This window comes from Thalassotalea loyana (assembly GCF_030161435.1).
In the GTDB taxonomy this organism is placed as follows: Bacteria; Pseudomonadota; Gammaproteobacteria; order Enterobacterales; family Alteromonadaceae; genus Thalassotalea_G; species Thalassotalea_G loyana.
Genome location: NZ_BSSV01000005.1, coordinates 241,040 through 262,854, shown reverse-complemented (window position 1 = coordinate 262,854; position 21,815 = coordinate 241,040). Strand labels below are relative to the sequence as shown.

At 41.2% G+C, this 21,815-nt stretch carries 20 protein-coding genes; 16 read left to right on the top strand and 4 right to left on the bottom strand.

Features of this window, described 5'->3' with window-relative positions; translation table 11 throughout:
- Nucleotides 1-7 precede the first annotated feature (7 nt).
- The 7 genes from QQK05_RS12450 to QQK05_RS12420 are packed head-to-tail and all read left to right on the top strand — an operon-like array spanning nucleotide 8 to nucleotide 7,145.
- Nucleotides 8-730, top strand: a complete 723-nt coding sequence (locus QQK05_RS12450; protein ID WP_284299050.1) for an ABC transporter ATP-binding protein — start codon at nucleotides 8-10, stop codon at nucleotides 728-730.
- Nucleotides 727-3,123, top strand: a complete 2,397-nt coding sequence (locus QQK05_RS12445; protein WP_284299048.1) for an ABC transporter permease — start codon at nucleotides 727-729, stop codon at nucleotides 3,121-3,123. The genes QQK05_RS12450 and QQK05_RS12445 overlap by 4 nt, the downstream gene beginning before the upstream one ends.
- Nucleotides 3,124-3,150: 27 nt before the next feature.
- The gene (locus QQK05_RS12440; protein WP_284299046.1) at nucleotides 3,151-4,395 is read left to right on the top strand and encodes a beta-ketoacyl-[acyl-carrier-protein] synthase family protein; all 1,245 of its coding nucleotides are present in this window, start codon (nucleotides 3,151-3,153) and stop codon (nucleotides 4,393-4,395) included.
- Entirely contained in the window at nucleotides 4,385-5,185 is an 801-nt protein-coding gene (locus QQK05_RS12435) for a MaoC/PaaZ C-terminal domain-containing protein (RefSeq protein WP_284299044.1), read from the top strand. The genes QQK05_RS12440 and QQK05_RS12435 overlap by 11 nt, the downstream gene beginning before the upstream one ends.
- A 25-nt stretch (nucleotides 5,186-5,210) precedes the next feature.
- Nucleotides 5,211-5,468, top strand: coding sequence for an acyl carrier protein (locus QQK05_RS12430; RefSeq protein ID WP_284299042.1), 258 nt, complete (start codon nucleotides 5,211-5,213; stop codon nucleotides 5,466-5,468).
- 15 nt (nucleotides 5,469-5,483) lie between these two features.
- Nucleotides 5,484-6,377: a TauD/TfdA family dioxygenase gene (locus QQK05_RS12425; protein ID WP_284299040.1), complete on the top strand. Its 894-nt coding sequence runs from the start codon at nucleotides 5,484-5,486 to the stop codon at nucleotides 6,375-6,377.
- Between the two features lie 18 nt (nucleotides 6,378-6,395).
- Nucleotides 6,396-7,145 carry an SDR family NAD(P)-dependent oxidoreductase gene (locus QQK05_RS12420; RefSeq protein ID WP_284299038.1) on the top strand — a complete coding sequence of 250 codons (750 nt, stop codon included), beginning with the start codon at nucleotides 6,396-6,398 and terminating at the stop codon, nucleotides 7,143-7,145.
- Nucleotides 7,146-7,240: 95 nt separating this feature from the next.
- On the opposite strand, the gene QQK05_RS12415 is transcribed toward QQK05_RS12420, so the two are convergent.
- The gene (locus QQK05_RS12415) at nucleotides 7,241-9,556 is read right to left on the bottom strand and encodes a Tex family protein (RefSeq protein WP_284299036.1); all 2,316 of its coding nucleotides are present in this window, start codon (nucleotides 9,554-9,556) and stop codon (nucleotides 7,241-7,243) included.
- Between the two features lie 138 nt (nucleotides 9,557-9,694).
- On the opposite strand from QQK05_RS12415, the gene QQK05_RS12410 reads away from it, so the two are divergent.
- Nucleotides 9,695-11,281 carry a sensor domain-containing diguanylate cyclase gene (locus tag QQK05_RS12410; RefSeq protein WP_284299034.1) on the top strand — a complete coding sequence of 529 codons (1,587 nt, stop codon included), beginning with the start codon at nucleotides 9,695-9,697 and terminating at the stop codon, nucleotides 11,279-11,281.
- A gap of 2 nt (nucleotides 11,282-11,283) precedes the next feature.
- Here the strand turns inward: QQK05_RS12410 and greB are convergent, their stop codons facing one another.
- Together greB and dbpA are read right to left on the bottom strand one after the other, a co-directional pair.
- A complete protein-coding gene (greB, locus tag QQK05_RS12405; protein WP_284299032.1) occupies nucleotides 11,284-11,757 on the bottom strand; it encodes a transcription elongation factor GreB in 474 nt (157 codons plus the stop codon).
- A gap of 3 nt (nucleotides 11,758-11,760) precedes the next feature.
- Nucleotides 11,761-13,170, bottom strand: a complete 1,410-nt coding sequence (gene dbpA / locus QQK05_RS12400) for an ATP-dependent RNA helicase DbpA (protein WP_284299031.1) — start codon at nucleotides 13,168-13,170, stop codon at nucleotides 11,761-11,763.
- A gap of 74 nt (nucleotides 13,171-13,244) precedes the next feature.
- Between dbpA and QQK05_RS12395 the strand changes: the two genes are divergently transcribed.
- Nucleotides 13,245-13,721 (top strand): LabA-like NYN domain-containing protein, encoded by a 477-nt coding sequence (locus QQK05_RS12395; RefSeq protein WP_284299029.1) that lies wholly within the window; start codon nucleotides 13,245-13,247, stop codon nucleotides 13,719-13,721.
- Between the two features lie 11 nt (nucleotides 13,722-13,732).
- Here QQK05_RS12395 and QQK05_RS12390 read toward each other — a convergent pair whose 3' ends face one another.
- Nucleotides 13,733-14,611: a peptidylprolyl isomerase gene (locus QQK05_RS12390; RefSeq protein ID WP_284299027.1), complete on the bottom strand. Its 879-nt coding sequence runs from the start codon at nucleotides 14,609-14,611 to the stop codon at nucleotides 13,733-13,735.
- Nucleotides 14,612-14,740: 129 nt separating this feature from the next.
- Here QQK05_RS12390 and QQK05_RS12385 point away from each other — a divergent pair, with 129 nt between their 5' ends.
- The 7 genes from QQK05_RS12385 to trmH all read left to right on the top strand — a co-directional run bounded on the left by QQK05_RS12385 (nucleotide 14,741) and on the right by trmH (nucleotide 21,814).
- Nucleotides 14,741-15,448: a DUF445 family protein gene (locus tag QQK05_RS12385; RefSeq protein WP_284299025.1), complete on the top strand. Its 708-nt coding sequence runs from the start codon at nucleotides 14,741-14,743 to the stop codon at nucleotides 15,446-15,448.
- 204 nt (nucleotides 15,449-15,652) lie between these two features.
- A complete protein-coding gene (locus QQK05_RS12380; RefSeq protein WP_284299022.1) occupies nucleotides 15,653-16,843 on the top strand; it encodes an amino acid aminotransferase in 1,191 nt (396 codons plus the stop codon).
- A 128-nt stretch (nucleotides 16,844-16,971) separates the two neighbouring features.
- Complete coding sequence (gmk, locus tag QQK05_RS12375) at nucleotides 16,972-17,598, top strand: guanylate kinase (protein WP_284299020.1); 627 nt, start codon at nucleotides 16,972-16,974, stop codon at nucleotides 17,596-17,598.
- A gap of 296 nt (nucleotides 17,599-17,894) precedes the next feature.
- On the top strand, nucleotides 17,895-18,170 hold the full coding sequence (gene rpoZ, locus QQK05_RS12370) for a DNA-directed RNA polymerase subunit omega (RefSeq protein WP_284299018.1): 276 nt from the start codon (nucleotides 17,895-17,897) through the stop codon (nucleotides 18,168-18,170).
- Nucleotides 18,171-18,412: 242 nt separating this feature from the next.
- Entirely contained in the window at nucleotides 18,413-20,524 is a 2,112-nt protein-coding gene (spoT, locus tag QQK05_RS12365; RefSeq protein ID WP_284299016.1) for a bifunctional GTP diphosphokinase/guanosine-3',5'-bis pyrophosphate 3'-pyrophosphohydrolase, read from the top strand.
- Between the two features lie 6 nt (nucleotides 20,525-20,530).
- A complete protein-coding gene (locus QQK05_RS12360) occupies nucleotides 20,531-20,920 on the top strand; it encodes a RidA family protein (RefSeq protein WP_284299014.1) in 390 nt (129 codons plus the stop codon).
- A 183-nt stretch (nucleotides 20,921-21,103) separates the two neighbouring features.
- Entirely contained in the window at nucleotides 21,104-21,814 is a 711-nt protein-coding gene (gene trmH, locus QQK05_RS12355) for a tRNA (guanosine(18)-2'-O)-methyltransferase TrmH (protein ID WP_284299012.1), read from the top strand.
- Nucleotide 21,815: the final 1 nt, after the last annotated feature.

Below are 21,815 nucleotides of genomic sequence, written 5' to 3'. Positions count from 1 at the left end.
TAAGACCATGAGTAATTTTATAACATTGAGCAAAGTATCTAAGGTATTTTCAACCGAAGAAGTTGATACCCATGCACTTTACGACATTGACCTTAAAGTAAATGAAGGTGAGTTCGTGTCTATTGTTGGTCCATCTGGCTGTGGTAAATCAACGCTAATGTCGTTGATTGGCTTACTTGACTACGCAACCTCTGGTAGCTGCTACTTTAAAGAGCAAGACATTACCAAGTTATCGAGACAAGACCGAGCAACCTTTCGAAACAGCCAGCTAGGTTTCGTCTTCCAATCATTTAACTTGATCGCTGATCTTACAATCTTTGAAAACATTGAACTGCCGCTCATTTATCAAGGCAAGCTCAATAAACAACAACGCAAAGAAAAAGTAGAACAAGCGTTAGAAAAAGTAGAGATGAGCCATCGCGCACAGCATTTTCCAAGCCAATTATCGGGTGGTCAGCAACAGCGTATTGCCGTAGCCCGAGCGATTGTTGGCAAGCCAATGGTGATTTTAGCCGACGAACCGACAGGTAACCTAGATTCTAAAAATTCCAAAATCGTTATGGACTTACTCCTGACACTTAATGAGGAAGGTACCACCGTCATTATGGTCACTCACGATCCCGTACTGCCTTATGAAATTGGTCGAGTTGTTGAGCTAAAAGACGGTGCAATTATCAAAGATTCTCTTGAGTCTTCAGCAAAAACAAACCTTGAATTGGTGAACGCATGAACGCTTGGCTAGAACTTATTCAACAATCAAAATTTCTATTAAGAAATTTAAAATTTACACTGTCTACCTCAGCGGTATTGTCTACGGGTTTTACGCTTGCCTTATTCTTATTTGGTTTCGTGTACTCAACCATGTATTCAGAGCTGCCATTTCAAAATGGTCAGCAAATTCGTGTGTTAGATAGCGTTGAAAAAGGCATCACGTACTCAGGTAATAGTGTTCCACAATATATTTACAACGACTTTAAAGACCAAACGACATCACTTAACCAGGTCAGTGCATTTAAATCGTCACGTGTAACTATTTCTATGCCAAACCAAGTTAGGAAGTACATTGGTTCTTACGTTGAGCCAACAATGTTTTCTACATTAGGTGTGTCGCCGATCTACGGTGAAGTTATTCGCCAACAACATATCGATAATAAAGCCCATGTCGTTGTGTTAAGTGAAACCAGCGCATTAGAAATGTTTGGCAATACCGTCACGGCTGTTGGCAATCACGTCAATATTCACGGTAATGCGTATCGTGTGATTGGGGTCATGCCCGATTCATTTAAATTCCCTCGCGCTGCTAAGTTGTGGTTACCACTGGAAGATAACACCTCACAGTTTAACCGTGGCCAAGAAGGCAAAGTATCGATTTTTGGCGCGCTTACACCAGGGGTAACAGATCAACAATTGAATAATGAGTTGTCGATTTTTATGGATAACCTGCGTTCAATTCACCCTGACGTATACAAAGACAGTGGTTTAGTAGCACGCCGTTTTCAAGAAGCATTCTTAGGTAGTGCTGGTGAAATCATGGCAATTTCGATTGAAGTGGCAGCAATTTTCATTTTACTTCTCGCTTGTGTTAACGCCAGCAACTTACTTTACTTACGTGCTATTGAGCGTAAACGTGAATCATCGATTCGCTTAGCGATTGGCGCTACGCCATCACGTTTGTTTTTACAAATGATGCTGGAAAGCTTGGTGATTTGCCTAATTAGCGCAGTCATTTCAATCATTGCAACCCACTTCTTACTACAATACTTAAATAACAATATTGCCAGTGCCGTTGCTTTTGCTATTCCGTTTTGGTGGAACTTCCAACTCACCTCTACATTAATCTTATTAGCCTTTGGAGCAGCACTAACGATTGCAACCATCGCTGGTGTGTTCCCCGCTTGGAAAATGTCGAACGCCAAGTTTGTAAACACTAATTTGAGTGAACACAAAAATGCGGTCACTAAATCAAGCAAGCTCATCATTGTTGTTGAGGTATTCCTCGCATCGGCGTTATTGCTAGTATCCGCTACGTTCGTCTTTACCGTAGATAGACAGAATCAAAACACCTTAGGCTTTAATCCTGACAAGATTTTGAGTGCTCGCATTGCCTTGGAGAAAACTGATTTTGATACAACCAATAAGATCACGAATTACTACCAAGAATTTGAGCATAGACTGAAACAAGGTGCGTCTGATAGTGAACTGGCGTTTAGCACTGCACTACCAGCACACAACACCAGTAAATCGCCATTAGTGATTGAAGATGCGAGTAACGGCGCTGAATTCCCAGATATAAAAACCGTAAAAGTATCAAATAACTTCTTTAATACGCTACAAGTACCCTTAGTTGAAGGCCGTCACTTTAATCACCTAGATCAGCCTGAATCTGCTGCAGTTGCCGTTATCTCTCAAGGCTTTGCCAATGAGTACTTCGCCGATCAAAACCCAGTTGGAAAGCGCATTCAGCTAAGTAATGAGCAAGGTAATTGGCATGAAATTATCGGTGTCGTTGAAAACATTCCATTTGGTGAAACCTTTGATAGCCGTACGCAAGACCAAGTGGTGTTCACGTCATTGATTCAATCGCCGGAACATGTCTTTCATGCTTTGGTAAAAACACGCACAGCGCCTTACGCTTTTGCGAGCAACTTCAGAGCGATTGCTGCCCAGGTTAATAATGCTGTCGCCCCTTATCGTGTAAAAAGTCTGACAGATGCAATAGACCAGAATCGAGCAAGTATTTTGTACATCACCAAAATGTTCATCTTCCTATCTGTTGTCGCACTTATTCTAACGTTAAGTGGTGTCTACAGCGTGGTATCAAACATCATCATTGGTAAATCAAAAGAAATCAGTATTCGTATCGCCCTTGGTGCAACCAACCCGGCCATCTTCCGCTTTATTTCTTCTGGTATTTTGATTCAAACCACCATTGGTTTAGCACTAGGTGTAGGGCTATCAACCTACCTGCTTGCGGTGTTAGCTAGATTGCAAATTGTGAGCTTCTCGCCCGTGCTATCTATCATTTTACCGATAACATTTTTTATCGTCATTATTGCTGCAGTCGCGAGTCCGTTAGCACGAGTCTTACAGGCTCCGCCATGCGAAGCTCTGCGTCAGGAATAACTCACTTACTTCAAGGATAAGATCATCATGAATAATAAAAAAAGAGTCGTAGTAACTGGTTATGGTGCAGTTTCGTCAATGGGTAACAATGCTGACGAAATTTGGAAGAACGTAATGAACTATGAAGTGGGTTACAACTATTTCGATTTTTCTGAGCATGACATTCATTCAAAGTTTTATGGCTTCTTTGATCTCGACAAGTCTTTGTTAAAAGGCATTTCAAAAAAGCTACTAAAGCAATCACCCATGTTTGCCAAGTACAGCTTAATCGCAGCACGTGAAGCTATCGAAATGTCACTAAACGGCATGACATTAGATGAAATAGCTGATGACTTCGAGCGTGGCACGATTATCGGTACAGGCTACGGTGGCATCGACTCAATTGTTGAGAATTCAAATCACTGGTTTGCCGAAGGATATGCATCATCGTTTAGTAATGTGATGACAATGAAAAGCATCGCTACTGCCGTTGTATCAATGAATTGGAATTTACGTGGTATGCAAAGCTCTCCCGTTGCTGCATGTGCTACGGGAAGTATTGCTATTGGCGAGGCTTATGAAGCCATTAAAGCGGGCCGTGCAAAATACATGGTTGCTGGTGGTACCGAGTCCATTAAACACAATTACTCGTTATGGACCATAGATTCAATTCAGGCATTAAATAAATCACAAGAAGCACAAAACCTCGCCTCTTGCCCATTTGACTCGAATCGTTCTGGCTTTGTTTTATCTGAAGGTGCCGCGGTTTTATGTCTAGAAGACTACGACAATGCGAAAGCGCGTGGTGCGACAATTCTAGCTGAAATAGTCGGCTACGCTAATTATTCAGATTGTCATGATATGACAGCACCAGCGGAAGATTTACTCGCTCGAGTTAACGTTATCAAAGACTTGTGTAAGCAAGGTGGGACATTACCTGACTATGTGAATTTACATGGCACATCAACGCCACTCAACGATAGAAATGAAACGGCGGCGTTCAAAGCAGCTTTAGGCAATGTCGCGTACGAGATTCCTATGTCGAGCACTAAGTCATACACGGGTCACCTGATTGCGGCTGCAGGCTCAATTGAAACAATTTTCTGTATCAAAGGTATGCACGATAACGTGATACCGGCGACTCGCAACCTTCATAACCCAGATCCAGAATGTGATCTTAACTATGTACCTAATGAGCATATGACATCACATAACTATGACTTAGCAATGAACATCAGTTTTGGCTTTGGTGGCACCAATGCAGGCTTAATGGTGAAAAAATATGTCGACTAATCAAATCATAATGGGTCATCAAGACCTTGCGAATTGGGCGCAGTTTTCAAATGACCACAACCCTATTCATTTTGATTTAGCGGCGGCAAAAAAGGCGAACCTAGACACTATTGTTGCCCATGGAAAGCTAGCCTTGCTCTCGGTAAAAGCTGGCGTAAATCATCAACTTTCATCGGAGAATGACCAGTGGTATCACTTTAGAGCAACATTTCGCTCGCCTGTTAAGTGCGATATCCCGGTCACCTTAAACCTCCAACAAAAACGTGGTGGAACACGATTTAATTTGCTTGAAGTTGCCAGCCAAAGTAGCTGTATCAAAGGCAGTATCAATACCGCAGATGTTCATACCATTGATCAGGTGATTACGACGGGGCACTTAACCAGCAACGAGGTTCAGCAACGCAGTACATTGTTTTTAAAGCTATTCCCATACTGCACAGCGGACTGGATTACATTAGAAAGCATGTTATTTAGCCGCTTAGTCGAACGGCATTTAGATGACGTGCTCGAAAGTAGCTCATCAACAAAAATCATTAAGCTAAACCCTGGCAGTGAGGCAGACGATGGCATTAATTACGTCATGCAAACCAGCCAAGAAACATTTTTTGACCCAACACTGGTCTCACATTCACTTGCCAGGTCTTGGCCAGACAATGCTGAGTTAACGTACCAGCTGGGCAACCCTATTTGCTATACGTCCGACGGTAGTGACCTGTGCTCTGTTGACATTGGTTTATCAATCAATGGCGAACTGCGCATGTTAACCCGTTACGGATTCATCATTATTTAATACAACAAGAAAAGGAAACACCACTATGTCATTTAATACTGTATACCAAGCAATTGCCGACGTTATCTTAGAAGTAAGCGATATCGAGGAAGAAGAATTAGCACCATCATCAACGTTTGAAGAAGTCGACATTGATAGCATCGACTATATCGAACTCGGTTTGATGGTTAAAAAGTCTTTCCACGTTAACGTTGATAGCAAGCAGTTTGAATCAGGCGAAATATCGAATATCCAACAGTTATGCGATTACATCGTTAGCAATATGCCTGCACAAGTTGCGTAATCAAAAGGATTTCCCATGACAGAACAAACGGTTAATACAAAACTTGCGGACTATTATCTTACGCGCAGTGAGATTACCGCCACCACGATATTGGATCAGTTAGCAGTCAATGGCTTGGTCATCATTCCTAAATATGCTGTCGAGCAAGAGAGTTTTTCGACGCTTTTAGATAGTTTAGCGACCTGCTATTTGGACTCTCCATTGGGTGACAGAGCACGTATTACCGGAGAGCAAAACGTACAGAGTGTGAGTATAGGTAAACATCCGATTGATTTTCACTTTGAATGGGGCAATTTGCCGTTTCGCCCCGAGCTCTTAACTTTCTGTTGCGTGGAACCGCCAGTTCAGGGTGGCGAAACTATCTTGTGTGATAGCAACCAAGTCCTACATTCGCTGTCTTCACGAAGCATGAAAGTACTTGAGAATAACTCACTCAAATACACCGACACCTTACCTAGCTGGATCATTGATTACTACGCCAACAAAGAGAACCTGCAACGATACTTCCACGGTGACTTTTTGAAATATTTGAAGTCGATGGATAACTATCATATTGATGATTCAAACGAAGATTTCATAAAAACGGAATACGTTACATCAGCAATTAATACGTCACACTTTTCAAGCTTGCCAGTGATCGGCGGTAATGTTCTATCATCGATTTACAGTGATAAAGGTGGTCAAGACAGTTATGCATCAAGGATCCAATTTGCAGACAATTCAATTATTCCACAGTTTGTGTTGGATGAAATTAAGGTAGCAATGGACAAGCACAAACTTGAAGTTAGCTGGCAAAAAGGCGATGTCGTTTTCATTGATAACACCCGATTTTTGCACGGTCGTAACAAAATAGAAGACGCCAAACGCAGTATTTTACTAGCATCAGTCTACACAAAAGCATCAGCCTAATACCGATAAGGGAACATCATGAACGACGTTAATCTACACACAAAAAAATGGGTGTTAATCACAGGTGGCAGCAAAGGTATTGGTAAAAACTTAGTCCAATATCTCAGTGCGCAGTACGATATCGTTTTTACCTACTTGTCATCAGCAGATGCCGCCTCGACACTCGCCTATGTATTAGGTGAGCAAGGACGAGATGTTCAAGGTATTCAATGTGATGGTAGAGACCCTCAACAGGTAGAAACGCTTTGTGCTCAATTACTTGAAGATAGAGGTGCGCCTCATGCTGTTATCAATAACATGGGCCTTGCCGCTGATGAATCGATGTTCTCGTTGAGCATTGAAAATTATCGCAATACTGTTGCAACCAACTTAGACTCAGCTATTTATTTTAGTCGGTATTTAAGTGCTTCTATGGTGGAAGAAGGCGGCACGATACTCTTTATGTCATCCGTTTCTGGTATCAAGGGAAATACGGGGCAAGTCAGTTACTCTGCGACCAAAGCAGCGATGATTGGCGCAGCTAAGTCGTTATCACTTGAGCTTGCTCGTTTTGGTGTCACGGTAAATTGTATTGCACCAGGCATGATTGATACGGAAATGATGGAAGATATTCCAAGCAACGTACTTGCTAAAGTCAAAAAATCTATCCCGTTAAGACGACTTGGCGAAGCACGGGAAGTGTCAGCGATGGCGGAATTTTTAGTCTCAGATAATGCCCGTTACATCACAGGTCAAACCTTCGTGGTTGATGGCGGCTTATCAGCTTAGGTAAAAACAACGAAACATGATGACAATAAATGAAAAAGACCAAGTGTTCGTATCCTCAAACACTTGGTCCTTGTTATGTCATCATTAGTCAGTGTTTACTTTTTTAACTTAGCAAACGCATCGGCAAAAGCGTTACCCATTGCTGCATTTCCAACAGGTTTAGGCTTTTGCTTCGATCTATTTTGCTGTTTAGGCTTATTTTGGTGACCGTTTGGTTTGTTCGCTTTTTGCTGACCTTTGGCTGGTGCTTTATCAGTAAGTCGCATGGTTAAGTTAATACGCTTTCTGTCGGCATCCACTTCCAACACTTTAACCTTCACGATATCGCCCGCTTTGACAATTTCGCGAGGATCGGAAATGAATTTATCGGTAATGGCCGAAATATGCACTAATCCATCTTGGTGAACACCAATATCAACAAAAGCACCGAAGTTCGCTACGTTAGAAATAACACCTTCAAGTATCATCCCCTCTTCAAGGTCCGTGATTTTTTCTACGCCTTCTTGGAAAGTCGCAGTTTTAAATTCTGGGCGAGGGTCTCGACCTGGTTTTTCTAACTCGGTGACAACGTCATTCACGGTAATTTCACCAAAACTATCCGATATCAAGCTAGCCATGCTCAGTTGGCTACCAAGATTAGTCTGGCCAATAACGTCTTCTATCGGTTGCTTTAGTTGAGCGATGATTTGCTCAACAATAGGGTAGGTTTCAGGGTGAACACCCGACATATCGAGCGGATTTTCTCCTTCTCTGACACGCAAGAAACCAGCCGATTGCTCATACGCTTTCGGCCCAAGTCGAGCAACTTTTAATAGCTGTTTGCGGGCATTGAATCGGCCATGCTCTTCACGATAGGTCACAATATTTTGTGCAATCGTTTTATTTAAACCAGATACACGAGATAACAGTGGCATTGATGCTTGGTTTAAGTCAACGCCAACCTTGTTTACACAGTCTTCAATTACGTCATCTAAGCTCTGACTTAACAAGCTTTGGCTAACGTCATGCTGATATTGACCAACACCAATAGCTTTTGGATCAATTTTTACTAGCTCGGCAAGTGGATCTTGTAAACGGCGAGCAATAGAGACGGCGCCACGTAATGAAACATCTAATTCACTGAATTCTTCAGCGGCAAATTCAGATGCAGAGTAAACTGATGCGCCTGCTTCAGATACCATCACTTTTGTTGGCTTATTCTTCTCAAGCATTTGAATGGCCTCAGCAACTAGTTTGTCACTTTCACGCGAGCCAGTACCATTACCGATTGCGATCAATTCAACCTTATGCTGACGACATAAATTGACGATAGTACGCATCGACTTGTCCCAGTTATTTTGAGGCGCATGTGGGAAAATCGTATTTGTCGCCAGTAATTTACCGGTACCGTCAACTACCGCTAATTTGCAGCCTGTGCGTAATCCAGGATCTAACCCTAACGTAACTTTTTCGCCAGCAGGTGCCGCCATTAACAAGTCCGTCAGGTTTTTAGCAAACACTTTAATCGCCTCTAACTCAGATTGCTCACGCAAATTCCCCAACGCCTCATTTTCAAGCGAAACGCTCAGCTTGGTTTTCCATGCTAAACGAATCACACGTTGAATAAAGCTAGCGCCTGATTGTTGGGTTAGTCGAAAATTGAAGTGCTCAGCAATGAGTTGCTCAGCGCTTGAGACAACACTACCCTCCGGATCAAGTGCAATTGAAAGCTGTAGAAAGCCCTCATTACGACCACGCAACATGGCTAGTGCTCGATGCGAAGGCACTTTAATAAGCTTTTCACTGTGATCAAAATAGTCACGATATTTAGCCGCTTCGTTATTTTTACCTTTAACAACTGTCGAGGTTAACTGGCCTTGTTTGCTCATTAATCGACGAAGCTTTTGAATCAAACTGGCTTGTTCTGCAATATGCTCGATTAAAATGAAACTCGCACCTTCCAAAACGGCTTTTGTGTCGTCTAAACCTTTGTCAGTGTTAACGTAATCTTTAGCTTGAGTTTCTGGGTCAAGATGAACGTCGTTAAACAATGCTTTTGCTAAGGGCTCTAAACCTGCTTCGATTGCGATTTGACCTTTGGTTCTGCGTTTAGGTTTAAACGGCAGATAAATGTCTTCAACTTGCGTTTTGTTTTCCGCAAGATCTATAGCCTTGCGAAGTTGGTCAGTTAATTTACCTTGCTGTTCAATATTTAACGTGACGACCTGTTTACGTTCATTCAACTCACGAAGATAAACCAGTCGTTGTGCGAGAAATCGCAGATGGTTGTCATCTAAACCTTGTGTCGCCTCTTTTCTATAACGAGCGATAAATGGAACCGTTGCCCCTTCATCGAGTAGAGAAATAGCAGCTTGAACTTGTACCGATTTAACTTTCAGTTCATCAGCAATTTGTTGAGAAATAGATGACATTCAATAGCCTTTAGTAGATAAATATTTAGTAATCCAAAATTATCGCTTTATATAACGTGCGACAGGTAATTTTGCCAGTACTTTGTATGTATTTGTTTGTTCAATTGATGTTTTTTTATCATGTTCCATACTGAAAGTATGAAAAAATACTCATTGCATCAAATCCAATCGCTAATTATGTGCACCGGCATATTCATGTTCTTCGGTGCTGTTGCATTTTATCATTTTTATATTGAGCGACCGAAACACATCGAAACACGGATTGAAATCCAGCAACATGAACTTGCTATCGTCAGTAATTATCTTGATAACGTCAAAACGGAGTTGAAGAGCTTTAACCGTGATTATGCGGTATGGAGTAGTACCTATAATTATATTCAAAACCCTGAAGAAACTTTAGAATACGTTGAAGAAAATATCCTAGTAAACACCTATACCCATTTAAGAATAGATGGCATTGTTTACCTAGATAAATCGTTGAATGAAACCCTTAATCAAGGGGTTAATTACATCACATCGACGCCGCTTGATTTTTACTTTACCAACTTTGAAGACCATCCTGAAAATGTCAGCTTGTTACCCGAGGTAATACATACAACAGGAGAGTCTCAATCTTTCAATATTATTCGTACCGTTAATGGCCCTGCGATGGTCGCTATTTCTCAAATTCGCAAATCAGATGCCACAGGTGAGTTTGTTGGTTACCTTGTCTTCATTCGATTAATACGTGAAGAACTGTTTAAAAAAATCACGCTAGAAACTTTCGTTAACGTCACCATGGAGCGCCAATTATCACTGACCCATGAAGGACATTACGCTGGGTGGCATAAAGCACTCGAAGACAAAACATTACGAGCGTTTAGTTTAATTGACCTTGTCGATGTTGATAACAAGCCTGTAATGTTAGTTAAGATTCAGCATAAAAATTCAATGCTACCGCACCTGTTTGGTAGAAAAGCGATTGGCTTCTTCAGCGTCTTAATTTTGTTAGCCATATTATCGAGCGCTTACTCATATTTTAGAACAATCAAACCGATAAAATCATTAGTGCGTGCCATTATCTCAATGAATGAGTCGGGTAAATTGAAACCGATAAGGCAAAATTTTAATGTTAGAGAGCTCGACAGAATTTCAAAGCACTTCAACGAGCTTGTTGCTACCATTCAAGATAAGAATAAACAGCTTGAGAAGCAGGTCTATATTGATTCACTTACAAATATTGCGAATCGACGTCACTTTGAGGAGCATTTAGACCAGCAAATAGACTTATGTGCCAGAAATCAAATCGCCTTTACCGTAATCATGGCAGATCTAGATTACTTTAAACCATACAATGACTCACTCGGTCATCAAGCAGGAGATCTCGCGTTAAGAAAAGCTGCACAAACCTTAAGTCAGCCATTTCAGCGCAAAAACGACTTATGTGCGAGATACGGAGGCGAAGAGTTTATTATGTTGCTCAGCGATATTTCCCGAGAAAATTTAACCCACAAATTACAGGAGATAATCAAAAGCTTCGCCGAGTTAAATTTACATCACCCGAGCTCTAGTGTCGCGGAATATTTAACCGTCAGCTTGGGGGCCTGCATGGTCGAGTTTAACGATTTTGAAAACTACAAAATATCTGCCAAAGCAATTGTTCGCAAAGCGGACGATGCGTTATATGAAGCCAAGGAAGGGGGCCGAAACTCCTTCCGCGTTACAACATTTTCTCCAGACGAATAACCTTATTCGTAGCGAATAGCGTTGACCAGCCAAACTTTTTCACCATGCGGCGTGTTTACGACAGCTTCATCATCTACTTCTTTTTTCAATAGCGCTCTAGCCATTGGTGCATCAATTGAAATGTAATCTTTTCGGCCATAGATTTCATCTGGGCCCACAATGCGGAAGGTTAATGTTTCACCCTCTTCGTCTTCGATTTCTACCCAAGCGCCAAAAAATACTTTGCCATCTTGCTGAGGATTGTAATCGACAATTTTTAGGCTTTCCAAACGCTTGCGCAAGTATCGCACTCGACGATCTATTTCTCTCAAACGCTTCTTATTATATTGATAATCGGCGTTTTCTGATCGGTCACCCAAACTTGCTGCCCATGACACTTTTTTAGTGGTTTCGGGACGCTCTTCTCGCCATAAGTGGTCAAGTTCAGCTTGGAGCTTAGTAAAGCCTTCGCGGGTAATTAAATCTGTTTTTTTCATAGCTTACCACGTCATCAAACGTGCTCTGAATGTTTTACCTTTCATCTTGTCACGCTCAATTTTTTTCAAAGCAGTTTTTGCAACATTAGATTGAACAGCGACATAAGCTTTTAAATCAGTGACTTGAATCTTACCTATTTGATCGCCTTTGATACCTTGCTTACCGGTTAAGCCACCAACAATGTCACCAGGTCGCAACTTCTGTTTTTTACCGCCATCAATTTGGATTGTTACCATTTTTGCTCGTGGTGGTTCCTGAGATAACACATTTATGTCAGGCAGTGATTCAGGCTCTACAACCATATCGAAGTACTCTTCAAGATTCGCTATTTTTCGACTGTCTTTGTCTGTATAAAGCGAACAAGCGATGCCTTTTGCACCCGCACGACCCGTTCGGCCAATACGGTGAACATGTACTTCGGTATCACGCGTTAGGTGGTAATTGATCACCATCTCCAAATCATCGATATCTAGACCACGTGCCGCGACATCTGTAGCCACTAAAATCAGTGAACTTTGGTTAGCAAACCTCAACAAGGTTTCATTTCTATCTCGTTGCTCCATATCACCATGAAGTGCTAAAACACTGAATTTTTGTTGTTGAAGCGCTTGATAAATATCGTGTACTTCAGCCTTGGTGTTAGCGAAAATAACGGCGGATGTCGGTTGTTTTTCAAGTAGCAAACGCATCGTTGCTTCAATGCGATCACTACCATTTTCAAGATGATAAAACGCTTGGCTAATCGCGGTTTCTTGGTGAACTGATGCAACTTTGATAAGCTCAGGACTCTTCATAAACTTTGCTGACACTTGCTGAATCTTTTCGGGGAATGTTGCGCTAAATAGCAAGGTTTGACGTTGGCTTGGGCATTGTTCAACGATATTATCTAACGCAGCCTGAAAGCCCATTTCTAACATACGATCCGCTTCATCAAGCACGAGTGTATTCACATGCTCTAAATTCAAGCGACCTCGAAATAAGTGGTCTTCAATACGCCCTGGAGTACCAACAATTATATGTGCGCCATGCTCTAGTGAACCAATTTGTGGGCCCATTGGCGTGCCGCCACATAAGGTTAATACTTTAATATTATGAATACCACGCGCTAATGTTCGGATCTCTTTTGCAACTTGGTCAGCTAATTCACGTGTTGGACAAAGCACTAATGACTGCACACGAAACTTCTTAACATTTAGCGACTGTAAAAGTCCTAGCGCAAAAGCTGCCGTTTTACCTGAGCCAGTTTTTCCTTGGCCAATGACATCTTTCCCCTGAACAATCAACGGCAGTGTTTGCGCCTGAATTGGCGTCATTTGGTGATAGCCCAAACTCGAAAGATTATCGAATAACGCAGGTTTTAAGTTTAAAGTGGAAAAGTCAGTTGAATGCACGAAAGGCTCACAAATTAGCATGTTAAACCACTATTGTATCATTCCTTAGTGAAATAATGCTAAATTGCTCAGCAATGATTTCAAAGAGCATTGGCATGAAACCCGAAACGGCAATTTTTGTAGACGTCCAGAACATTTACTACACCACGCGACAAGCCTATGGCAGGCCATTTAATTATCGTCAATTTTGGCAAACTATTTCACAATCTCATGAGATTGTTTTAGCAAACGCCTATGCAATTGCGCATCAAGACGATCAGCAGCACAAATTCCAAAAGGCCTTATCTCACATTGGTTTTGAGGTTAAAACCAAGCCATTCATTCAACGCAGTGATGGTTCAGCAAAAGGTGACTGGGATGTAGGTATAACGCTCGACGTGTTTGAAGAAGCAGCAAATGTTGAAGAAGTTATTTTACTCTCTGGTGATGGTGATTTTGACTTGTTGTTAGCGCGTATAAAACAACGATTCGGTGTAAAAGCAAGCGTTTACGGTGTCCCGTCGTTAACTGCGACATCGTTAATTAACGTCGCAGATAACTACGTGGCGATTGAAGAAAGTCTCCTTATGTAAGACGCGCTTTTCTATTTTGGACGATAAATAAGCTTCGTTGACACCGGCACTTGGCACACGTCTAACACTGGTGGTGGCTTTTTGTAGAAAAAGGCATTTTCACGTTTTCGACGATCATCTATTTTCTTCACAAATGCTTCACTACTCGTGTCTTCCACCGCAATTTGCCATTGTTTATCTTCAGGCAAGTCGCTCATTAATTGCATGTCCAAAATAGGGGTATATAACTCACTAGGTACGTCATCATCGCCTTCAATTACCGAAGTGCGTTGAATTGCTTGAACATGATTCATACCGTAGATTACACGACCAAACACCGACATTATGCGATCTAAATATCTTGGTGCCTGACCATTGGTAATATAGAAATGACTTGTTGCGGTATCCGGCTCATTTCCGCGACCTAAAGCCAATATCCCCGGGCAATGTGTTAACCAAGCTTTGCCAGCCGCTTCATCAACGCCAATACCAAAGCCATTTTTAAATCCGGTGATCGGTGCAAACAAATCATTATCCTGAACCTTGGTATATTGCCAATTCTTATCAATCGCTAAATCTTCTTCAATTTTCAACGTCTTGATATCAAATTTCTTTTCCGTTGCTTCATCAGGACCACCTTGAGCAACGAAACCGTCGATCACGCGATAAAACTTGTTGTCTTTGTAAACACCGTCTTTTGCCAGCTTTTTGAACTGTTTGACATGCTCAGGCGAAAAATCAGTCGATAGCTCAAACACTACATCACCATGGGGTAGCGTCATAATCACCATATTTTCTGGTGCTACATTTCGCCACTGTGTTTCTGTTGCGTTTATTGAATGTGCCGTGACAGTCGACGTTAATGCTAATGCCGCTAAAAGCGCTTTTTTGCTTGTTAGAAACTTTTTCACCTAATTATCCTTTTTCTTTTAATTTGGGTGTTTATAGCACTTAATTTAACGAGTTTTAATCGACTTGTATATTAGCGCGACAGTATTAGATAATAGCTTCATATTTAACATAAACTTTTGAGAACAGCCGTGAATAAAAGCATTATCACCAATGTTATTGCCTTGATTACAACCTTAGCTGGCTACTTTTTGCAATTACCCATACTGTACGCGATTGGCCTATTTGCATTATCTGGTAGCGTGACCAATTGGCTTGCTATTCACATGTTATTTGAAAAAATACCCGGGCTTTATGGCTCTGGCGTTATTCCAGCTCGTTTTGAAGACTTTAAAGTTGGTATTCGCCAGTTGATGATGAGCCAATTTTTTACCAAAGAAAATATCGACCGTTTTTTATCAAGTAGCTCAAGTACTACACAAATTGACTTAACACCCGTGATCGATAAAGTCGACTTAACCCCGGCTTTTGATAATTTAGTCGATGTCATAGAAGCTTCTTCATTTGGTTCAATGTTGGCGATGGTTGGTGGTCGAGAAGCCGTTGAACCAATGCGTGAACCATTTATTGAAAAAATGCGCACAAGTGTTGTCGATATTACACAAAGCGAGAGTTTTCACGAAAACTTGAAGGACGTATTAGAAGGCGATTCCAACATCGCAAACATTCAAGACAAAGTCAGTGACATTATTGAACAACGCTTGAATGAGTTAACGCCTCAATTAGTGAAAGAAATTATTCAAGATATGATCAAAAAACACTTGGGCTGGCTGGTCGTTTGGGGCGGTGTTTTTGGTGGTATTATCGGTTTTATTGCCGCCATTACTGGTAACTTTTAATTAAAAAAACACTACTGTCACAATCTGTTGCCAGTAGTGGAAACTTTCAGCTCATAAGTTATCGCAAAAATAGCTAAATTTTTTGATCTATTTCCCTTTAACTTAGCCATCTAAATAGCTATGCTAAGCGTGTTATTAGCTGATGGGCTCTGCGCTGTGCCCTTCAATTTTTTTCCTCCCGTTAACAATAAGGTAAATGGAGTCATGTTTGGTAACTTAAAGGCGTTGCCTGCCGATCCTATTTTGGGTCTTTTGGCAAAATATCGTGAAGATGCAAATCCTCAGAAAATCGATTTAGGTGTAGGTGTATATAAAGATGAAGCGGGCCATACCGCTATTCTAGATTGTGTTAAAGCTGCGGAAAAGTTTCGTCACGATAACGAAGATACCAAGGTATACATTGGCCCAACAGGTTCTCCACTGTTTAACGAGGAAATGTCTAAGTTAATCTTCGGTGATCACCAAGTATTATCAACCTATCGTGCTCGCACTGTGTCTACTCCAGGCGGTACAGGTGCATTACGTGTTGCTGCTGAGTTCATCAAATCATGCAAAGCAGGTGCGACAATTTGGGTGAGTAATCCAACGTGGGCAAACCACACAGGTTTATTTGAAGCCGCTGGTTTAACAGTAAAAACATACCCATACTACGACTACGAAACTAAAGCCTTAGATTTCGACGGCATGTTAAATGCACTTAAAGAAGTAAGCGCAGATGATGCAGTATTACTTCATGCATGTTGTCACAATCCAAGCGGTATGGATTTAAGCCAAGAGCAATGGCAACAAGTTGCTGAAGTTGCAAAAGACAAAAGCTTCTTACCTGTTATCGATATGGCTTACCAAGGCTTTGGCGACGGTTTAGACGAAGATGCTTACGGTCTTCGCTTAATGGCTGATACCGTTGAAGAAATGATTGTATGTAGCTCATGTTCGAAGAACTTTGGTTTATATCGTGAGCGTATTGGTGCGACGACGATTATTGGCAAATCATCATCTGCAGTAGATGTTGCTTACTCAGTATTACTTGCGGTTGTTCGTGTAATTTACTCGATGCCACCAGCCCATGGTGCTGCACTTGTTGAAACCATCTTAAGCTCAGACGAATTACGTCATCAATGGTTTAACGAACTTGCTGGCATGCGTGACCGCATTAACGGCAACCGTCGTTTAATCGTTGAAAAACTTATTGAGAATGGTGTAACACGTGATTTTAGTCACATTACGCGTCAAAAAGGCATGTTCTCGTTCTTAGGTATTACGCCTGAACAAGTACAGCAATTACAAGACGATTACTCAATTTACATGGTTGGCTCTAGCCGTATGAGTATTGCAGGTATTGCCAATAGCAATGTTGATTACTTAGCTAAGTCAATTGCAGCAGTAATTAAATAGCACTTGTAAGCAGTCAAATAGAGGCATAAAAGGCGACTCGTTTTTATCGAGTCGCCTTTTTTATTTTGCTATTGTTTGAAAAAGTGCGAAAATACGGCGCTTTAATCGTTCAAAGCAAAGGGTATATCGTGACTGTTCCAGGTAACCTATTCATCTTATCGGCACCAAGTGGTGCTGGAAAATCAAGTTTAATCAGCGCTTTATTAAAGTCTGAGTCACCTCGACCATTAGAAGTTTCGGTATCAACCACAACACGCGATCCTCGTCCAGGTGAAGTCGATGGTCAGCACTATCACTTTGTCGCGAAAAAAGAATTTGAACAACAAATCAGCCAGAACCACTTTTACGAATACGCAGAAGTGTTTGGTAACTATTACGGAACATCTGAAAAAGCGATTGATGAGCAGTTAGCGAAAGGTATTGATGTCTTCCTTGATATCGATTGGCAAGGCGCACAACAAGTGCGTTTAAAAAAACCAGAAGTTACCACGATTTTCATTGCTCCACCTTCAAAAGCTGAACTTGAAAAACGCCTAAAAGGCCGTGGCCAAGATAGCGACGAAGTGATTGCAGGTCGCATGGCACAAGCACAATCTGAGTGTTCTCACTATCAAGAATTCGACTACATCATTGTAAATGACGACTTTGATCAAGCAGTAGAAGACTTAAAAACGATCGTAAATAACCAGCGCTTAAAGCGTGATCAGCAGGTTACTAAATACCAAGCAATGTTCGACGAACTTATTGCTGATTAATAACCTAAGATATGGACAACTAATGCGCTTCTAGCGGTTATTTTAACTGACTACTACGTTAAATTCATTTGCAATAGGCAAGCTATTGACGCATGAATTTGCCTTGAATTCCGTAAAAATTCCCAACTAGAAGTGAATCATTAGTTATATCTATGAATTATTTGGATTTCGCTATTCCTTATCCAAACCTTAGGTTAAAAAAGATCCTAAATCAGCAACTTATTGATTGCAGTTATCTAGCCCCTCTTGTAAAATAATGGGCTGTTTTTTAAAGTTTTAAATGTTGGAGTAGCTAAATGGCTCGCGTTACAGTTGAAGATGCCGTAGATCAAGTAGGTAATCGTTTTGACTTAATTTTAATGGCTTCTCGTCGTGCACGTCAGATTGCAACCGGCGGTAAAGAACCTCTTGTTGAGTTAGAAAATGACAAGCCGACAGTACTCGCATTACGTGAAATTGAAGAAGGTTTGATCAACAACGAATTGATGGATGAACAAGAACGCCATCAACAAGTTGAAGAAGAATCAGCTGAATTAGCTGCTGTTGCAGCAATCGTTGGTGGTAATAGCTAAGCCTAGCATTACAATCAGCAGAGAAAAACGCGTAAACATTTACGCGTTTTTTTATACCTAAAAACTAACGCAAATCTAAGCAACAAAGAGCGACTTGCTCTTATCAATCAAATAATAATAACAATTACTTATTTAACATTGGCATTAGTATCAATACAACGTATGCTTATCCATAAGGAATAAGGGATTGCTGACGATTTCGACTTAAAAAAATCTACAAATTATTCTCGGGAGAGCTTTTAGTGTATTTGTTTGAACCATTAAAAGAATTGGTTTCTACTTATCTTTCCAAAGTACAAGTTGACCTGTTAAAACAAGCCTTTATCGTGGCGCGCGACGCTCACGATGGTCAAATGCGTTCAAGTGGCGACCCGTACATTACGCATCCAGTAGCCGTAGCCATTAATTTAGCCAAAATGCATCTAGACCATGAAACCCTCATGGCCGCGTTATTACATGATGTGATTGAAGACACTGAAACAACAAAAGATGAGCTAGCTGAGTTATTTGGTTCAACTGTTGCAGAGCTTGTTGAAGGTGTTTCAAAGTTAGACAAGCTTAAGTTTGATAACAAAGAAGAAATGCAAGCGGAAAACTTCCGTAAAATGATCATGGCGATGACGCAAGACATTCGTGTGATTTTGATCAAGCTGGCTGACCGTACGCATAATATGCGCACACTCGAATCCTTGCGACCAGATAAACGCCGCCGTATTGCTAGAGAAACGTTAGAGATTTACGCACCAATTGCCAATCGTTTAGGTATTCACGACATTAAAAACGAGCTCGAAGTATTGGGTTTCGAAGCGATGTATCCAATGCGTGCAAGAGCACTTAGAAGTGCGATAAAGCAAGCGCGTGGTAACCGTAAAGAAATTATTAACAATATTCATGACGAGATCGTATCTCGCCTTGAAGAAAGTGGTATTCAAGCCGAAGTTATTGGACGTGAGAAACACTTGTATTCCATTTATCGAAAGATGAAAAACAAGGAATTGATGTTCAATGAAGTAATGGATATCTATGCGTTTCGCGTTATTGTGCCAGAGAAACTTGACGACTGTTACCGTACACTAGGTGCTGTACACAACCTATTCAAACCGATTGAAACCCGCTTTAAAGACTACATTGCTATTCCAAAAACTAATGGTTATCAATCGCTTCATACCTCGCTCATTGGGCCCCATGGTATCCCTGTAGAGATCCAAATTCGTACCCAAAATATGGATCAGATGGCAGATAAAGGTGTTGCCGCTCACTGGTTATACAAACAAGATAATAGTGAAAGTGGTGGTACAACAGCTCAAATGAAAGCCCATCGTTGGATGCAGAGCTTACTTGAACTGCAACAAAGCGCCGGTAGCTCATTTGAATTTATCGAAAACGTAAAATCAGATCTATTTCCAGAAGAGATATACGTATTCACCCCTGACGGGCGCATTGTGGAATTGCCTATGGGGGCAACCGCGGTAGATTTTGCTTATGCTGTACATACAGACGTAGGTAATTCTTGTGTTGGCGTAAAGGTCGACAGAAAAACCTACCCGCTTTCACGACCACTAGATTCAGGTCAAACGGTTGAAATCATTACGTCAAGCGCAGCTCGTCCAAACGCAACATGGTTGAACTTTGTTGTTACGGCAAAAGCGCGACTGCAAATTCGTACTTACCTGCGCTCACAAGAGAAAAATGAATCTCATGCGCTAGGCTTGCGACTATTAAGTCATGCATTAGGCGAGACGAAAATAGAAGAAATTCCAACCGAGAAAGTCCAACAAGTTATCTCAGATACAGGTCATGAATCTTTCAATGATTTGTTAATCAACATTGGCTTAGGTAACGCGCTCAGTATTGGTATTGCCCGTCGTTTAACCGATGAATTTACCGAAGAGCAAGAAAATACCAACACCGACCCTAAAACCAAGATGCCAATTAAAGGCACCGAAGGTATGTTGGTGAGCTACGGTAAGTGTTGTCGTCCAATTCCTGGCGATTCAATTATGGCGTACCTTAGTCCAGGTAAAGGTTTAATTGTTCACCAAACGGGTTGTGGTAACATCAAAAGCCAAGAACAAGGTAAGTTGTTCCCGGTTAAATGGGATAGCGATATTGATCGTGACTTTATCGCCAAGCTTCGAATTGAAATTATCAATCACCAAGGTGCATTAGCCGCGTTGACAAACGTAATTGCTCGCTGTGGCTCTAACGTTCACTCATTAAATTCAGGTGAAAAGGACTCTAACTTATATGTTATTGACCTAGAATTAACCTGTCGCGACCGCATCCATTTGGCAGACATTATGCGTAAAGTAAAAGTCATGGTTGATGTACAAAAAGTAATAAGAAACAAGTAGGAAAAAATGAAAACAATTATCTCAACAGAAAACGCGCCTGGTGCAATCGGCACATACAGCCAAGCAGTAAAAGTAAATAACACGGTTTATTTATCAGGCCAAATTCCATTGGATCCGCAATCAATGGAAATAGTAGGTGATACATTTGAAGCACAAACTCACCAAGTTTTTAAAAATTTATGTGCCGTGTGTGAAGCAGCAGGTGGTGAAATCAACGACATGGTAAAAGTTAATATTTTCATGACTGATTTATCTAACTTTGCAACAGTAAATGAAATTATGAGCCAATACTTCACCGAGCCATACCCTGCTCGTGCAGCAATCGGCGTTTCTCAATTGCCAAAAGGTGTAGATATTGAGATTGACGGCGTCATGGAATTACCAAACGTTTCCTAAGCCATTATCATGAATCACGTACACAATGTACGTGATTCAGTTTAAAATACCCCACATTAAGTTCTAACATAGGTTTTTTCAAAATAATTTGGATACAGGCAAGGCAATGGAGCAACGTGTAGTACCGCTACACTAGCGAAATTTAACGCCGCATAAATTCAAAGTATGAAGAAAAAAAGAAAAATGACTCCAGAAAGACATCAAAGAATTCTCAACATGCTCAATAAACGCCAGCCAGACTTAACCGTTTGTATGGAAGGAGTTCACAAAGCACATAACTTAGCAGCCGTCGTTAGAACGTGTGACGCAATTGGCGTTAGCGAAGTACATGCTGTGTGGAAGAACGAGCAAATGCGTGTCTCTGGCGGTATTGCAACGGGTAGTCAAAATTGGGTTGATGTCCACAACTACACATCAACAAAAGATGCTATCAGCGTGTTAAAAGAAAAGAACATGCAGGTATTGGTTACGAATCTTTCGGATAAAGCTGTCGATTTTCGTGAAATTGATTACACCAAGCCCACAGCAATTATCCTTGGCCAAGAAAAGTTTGGCGCCTCTCCAGAAGCACTAGAGCTTGCCGACCAAGATATCATTATTCCAATGGTTGGCATGGTACAATCGTTAAATGTCTCTGTAGCTAACGCCGTTGTGCTTTACGAAGCACAGCGTCAACGTGAAGCCGCTGGCATGTATGACAGCGCACCAACGATTGATGAAAGCGTTCGTCAACGCATGTTATTTGAAGGTGGTCATCCAATTTTCGCTAAAGTATGCCAGGCGAAAGGGTTACCGTATCCACATATTGATGACGAGGGTGAAATTATCGCATCAAAAGACTGGTGGAATAAAATGCAAATGAGCCAAGAAGCTTGGCAGGATATCGACGATTAAC

What these genes read in the sequence shown, in the direction of transcription:
- QQK05_RS12450 (WP_284299050.1), top strand. Translation starts at nt 8, where the DNA reads ATGAGTAATTTTATAACATTGAGCAAAGTATCTAAGGTATTTTCAACC.
- QQK05_RS12445 (WP_284299048.1), top strand. Translation starts at nt 727, where the DNA reads ATGAACGCTTGGCTAGAACTTATTCAACAATCAAAATTTCTATTAAGA.
- QQK05_RS12440 (WP_284299046.1), top strand. Translation starts at nt 3,151, where the DNA reads ATGAATAATAAAAAAAGAGTCGTAGTAACTGGTTATGGTGCAGTTTCG.
- QQK05_RS12435 (WP_284299044.1), top strand. Translation starts at nt 4,385, where the DNA reads ATGTCGACTAATCAAATCATAATGGGTCATCAAGACCTTGCGAATTGG.
- QQK05_RS12430 (WP_284299042.1), top strand. Translation starts at nt 5,211, where the DNA reads ATGTCATTTAATACTGTATACCAAGCAATTGCCGACGTTATCTTAGAA.
- QQK05_RS12425 (WP_284299040.1), top strand. Translation starts at nt 5,484, where the DNA reads ATGACAGAACAAACGGTTAATACAAAACTTGCGGACTATTATCTTACG.
- QQK05_RS12420 (WP_284299038.1), top strand. Translation starts at nt 6,396, where the DNA reads ATGAACGACGTTAATCTACACACAAAAAAATGGGTGTTAATCACAGGT.
- QQK05_RS12415 (WP_284299036.1), bottom strand. Translation starts at nt 9,556, where the DNA reads ATGTCATCTATTTCTCAACAAATTGCTGATGAACTGAAAGTTAAATCG.
- QQK05_RS12410 (WP_284299034.1), top strand. Translation starts at nt 9,695, where the DNA reads ATGAAAAAATACTCATTGCATCAAATCCAATCGCTAATTATGTGCACC.
- greB (WP_284299032.1), bottom strand. Translation starts at nt 11,757, where the DNA reads ATGAAAAAAACAGATTTAATTACCCGCGAAGGCTTTACTAAGCTCCAA.
- dbpA (WP_284299031.1), bottom strand. Translation starts at nt 13,170, where the DNA reads ATGCTAATTTGTGAGCCTTTCGTGCATTCAACTGACTTTTCCACTTTA.
- QQK05_RS12395 (WP_284299029.1), top strand. Translation starts at nt 13,245, where the DNA reads ATGAAACCCGAAACGGCAATTTTTGTAGACGTCCAGAACATTTACTAC.
- QQK05_RS12380 (WP_284299022.1), top strand. Translation starts at nt 15,653, where the DNA reads ATGTTTGGTAACTTAAAGGCGTTGCCTGCCGATCCTATTTTGGGTCTT.
- rpoZ (WP_284299018.1), top strand. Translation starts at nt 17,895, where the DNA reads ATGGCTCGCGTTACAGTTGAAGATGCCGTAGATCAAGTAGGTAATCGT.
- QQK05_RS12360 (WP_284299014.1), top strand. Translation starts at nt 20,531, where the DNA reads ATGAAAACAATTATCTCAACAGAAAACGCGCCTGGTGCAATCGGCACA.
- trmH (WP_284299012.1), top strand. Translation starts at nt 21,104, where the DNA reads ATGACTCCAGAAAGACATCAAAGAATTCTCAACATGCTCAATAAACGC.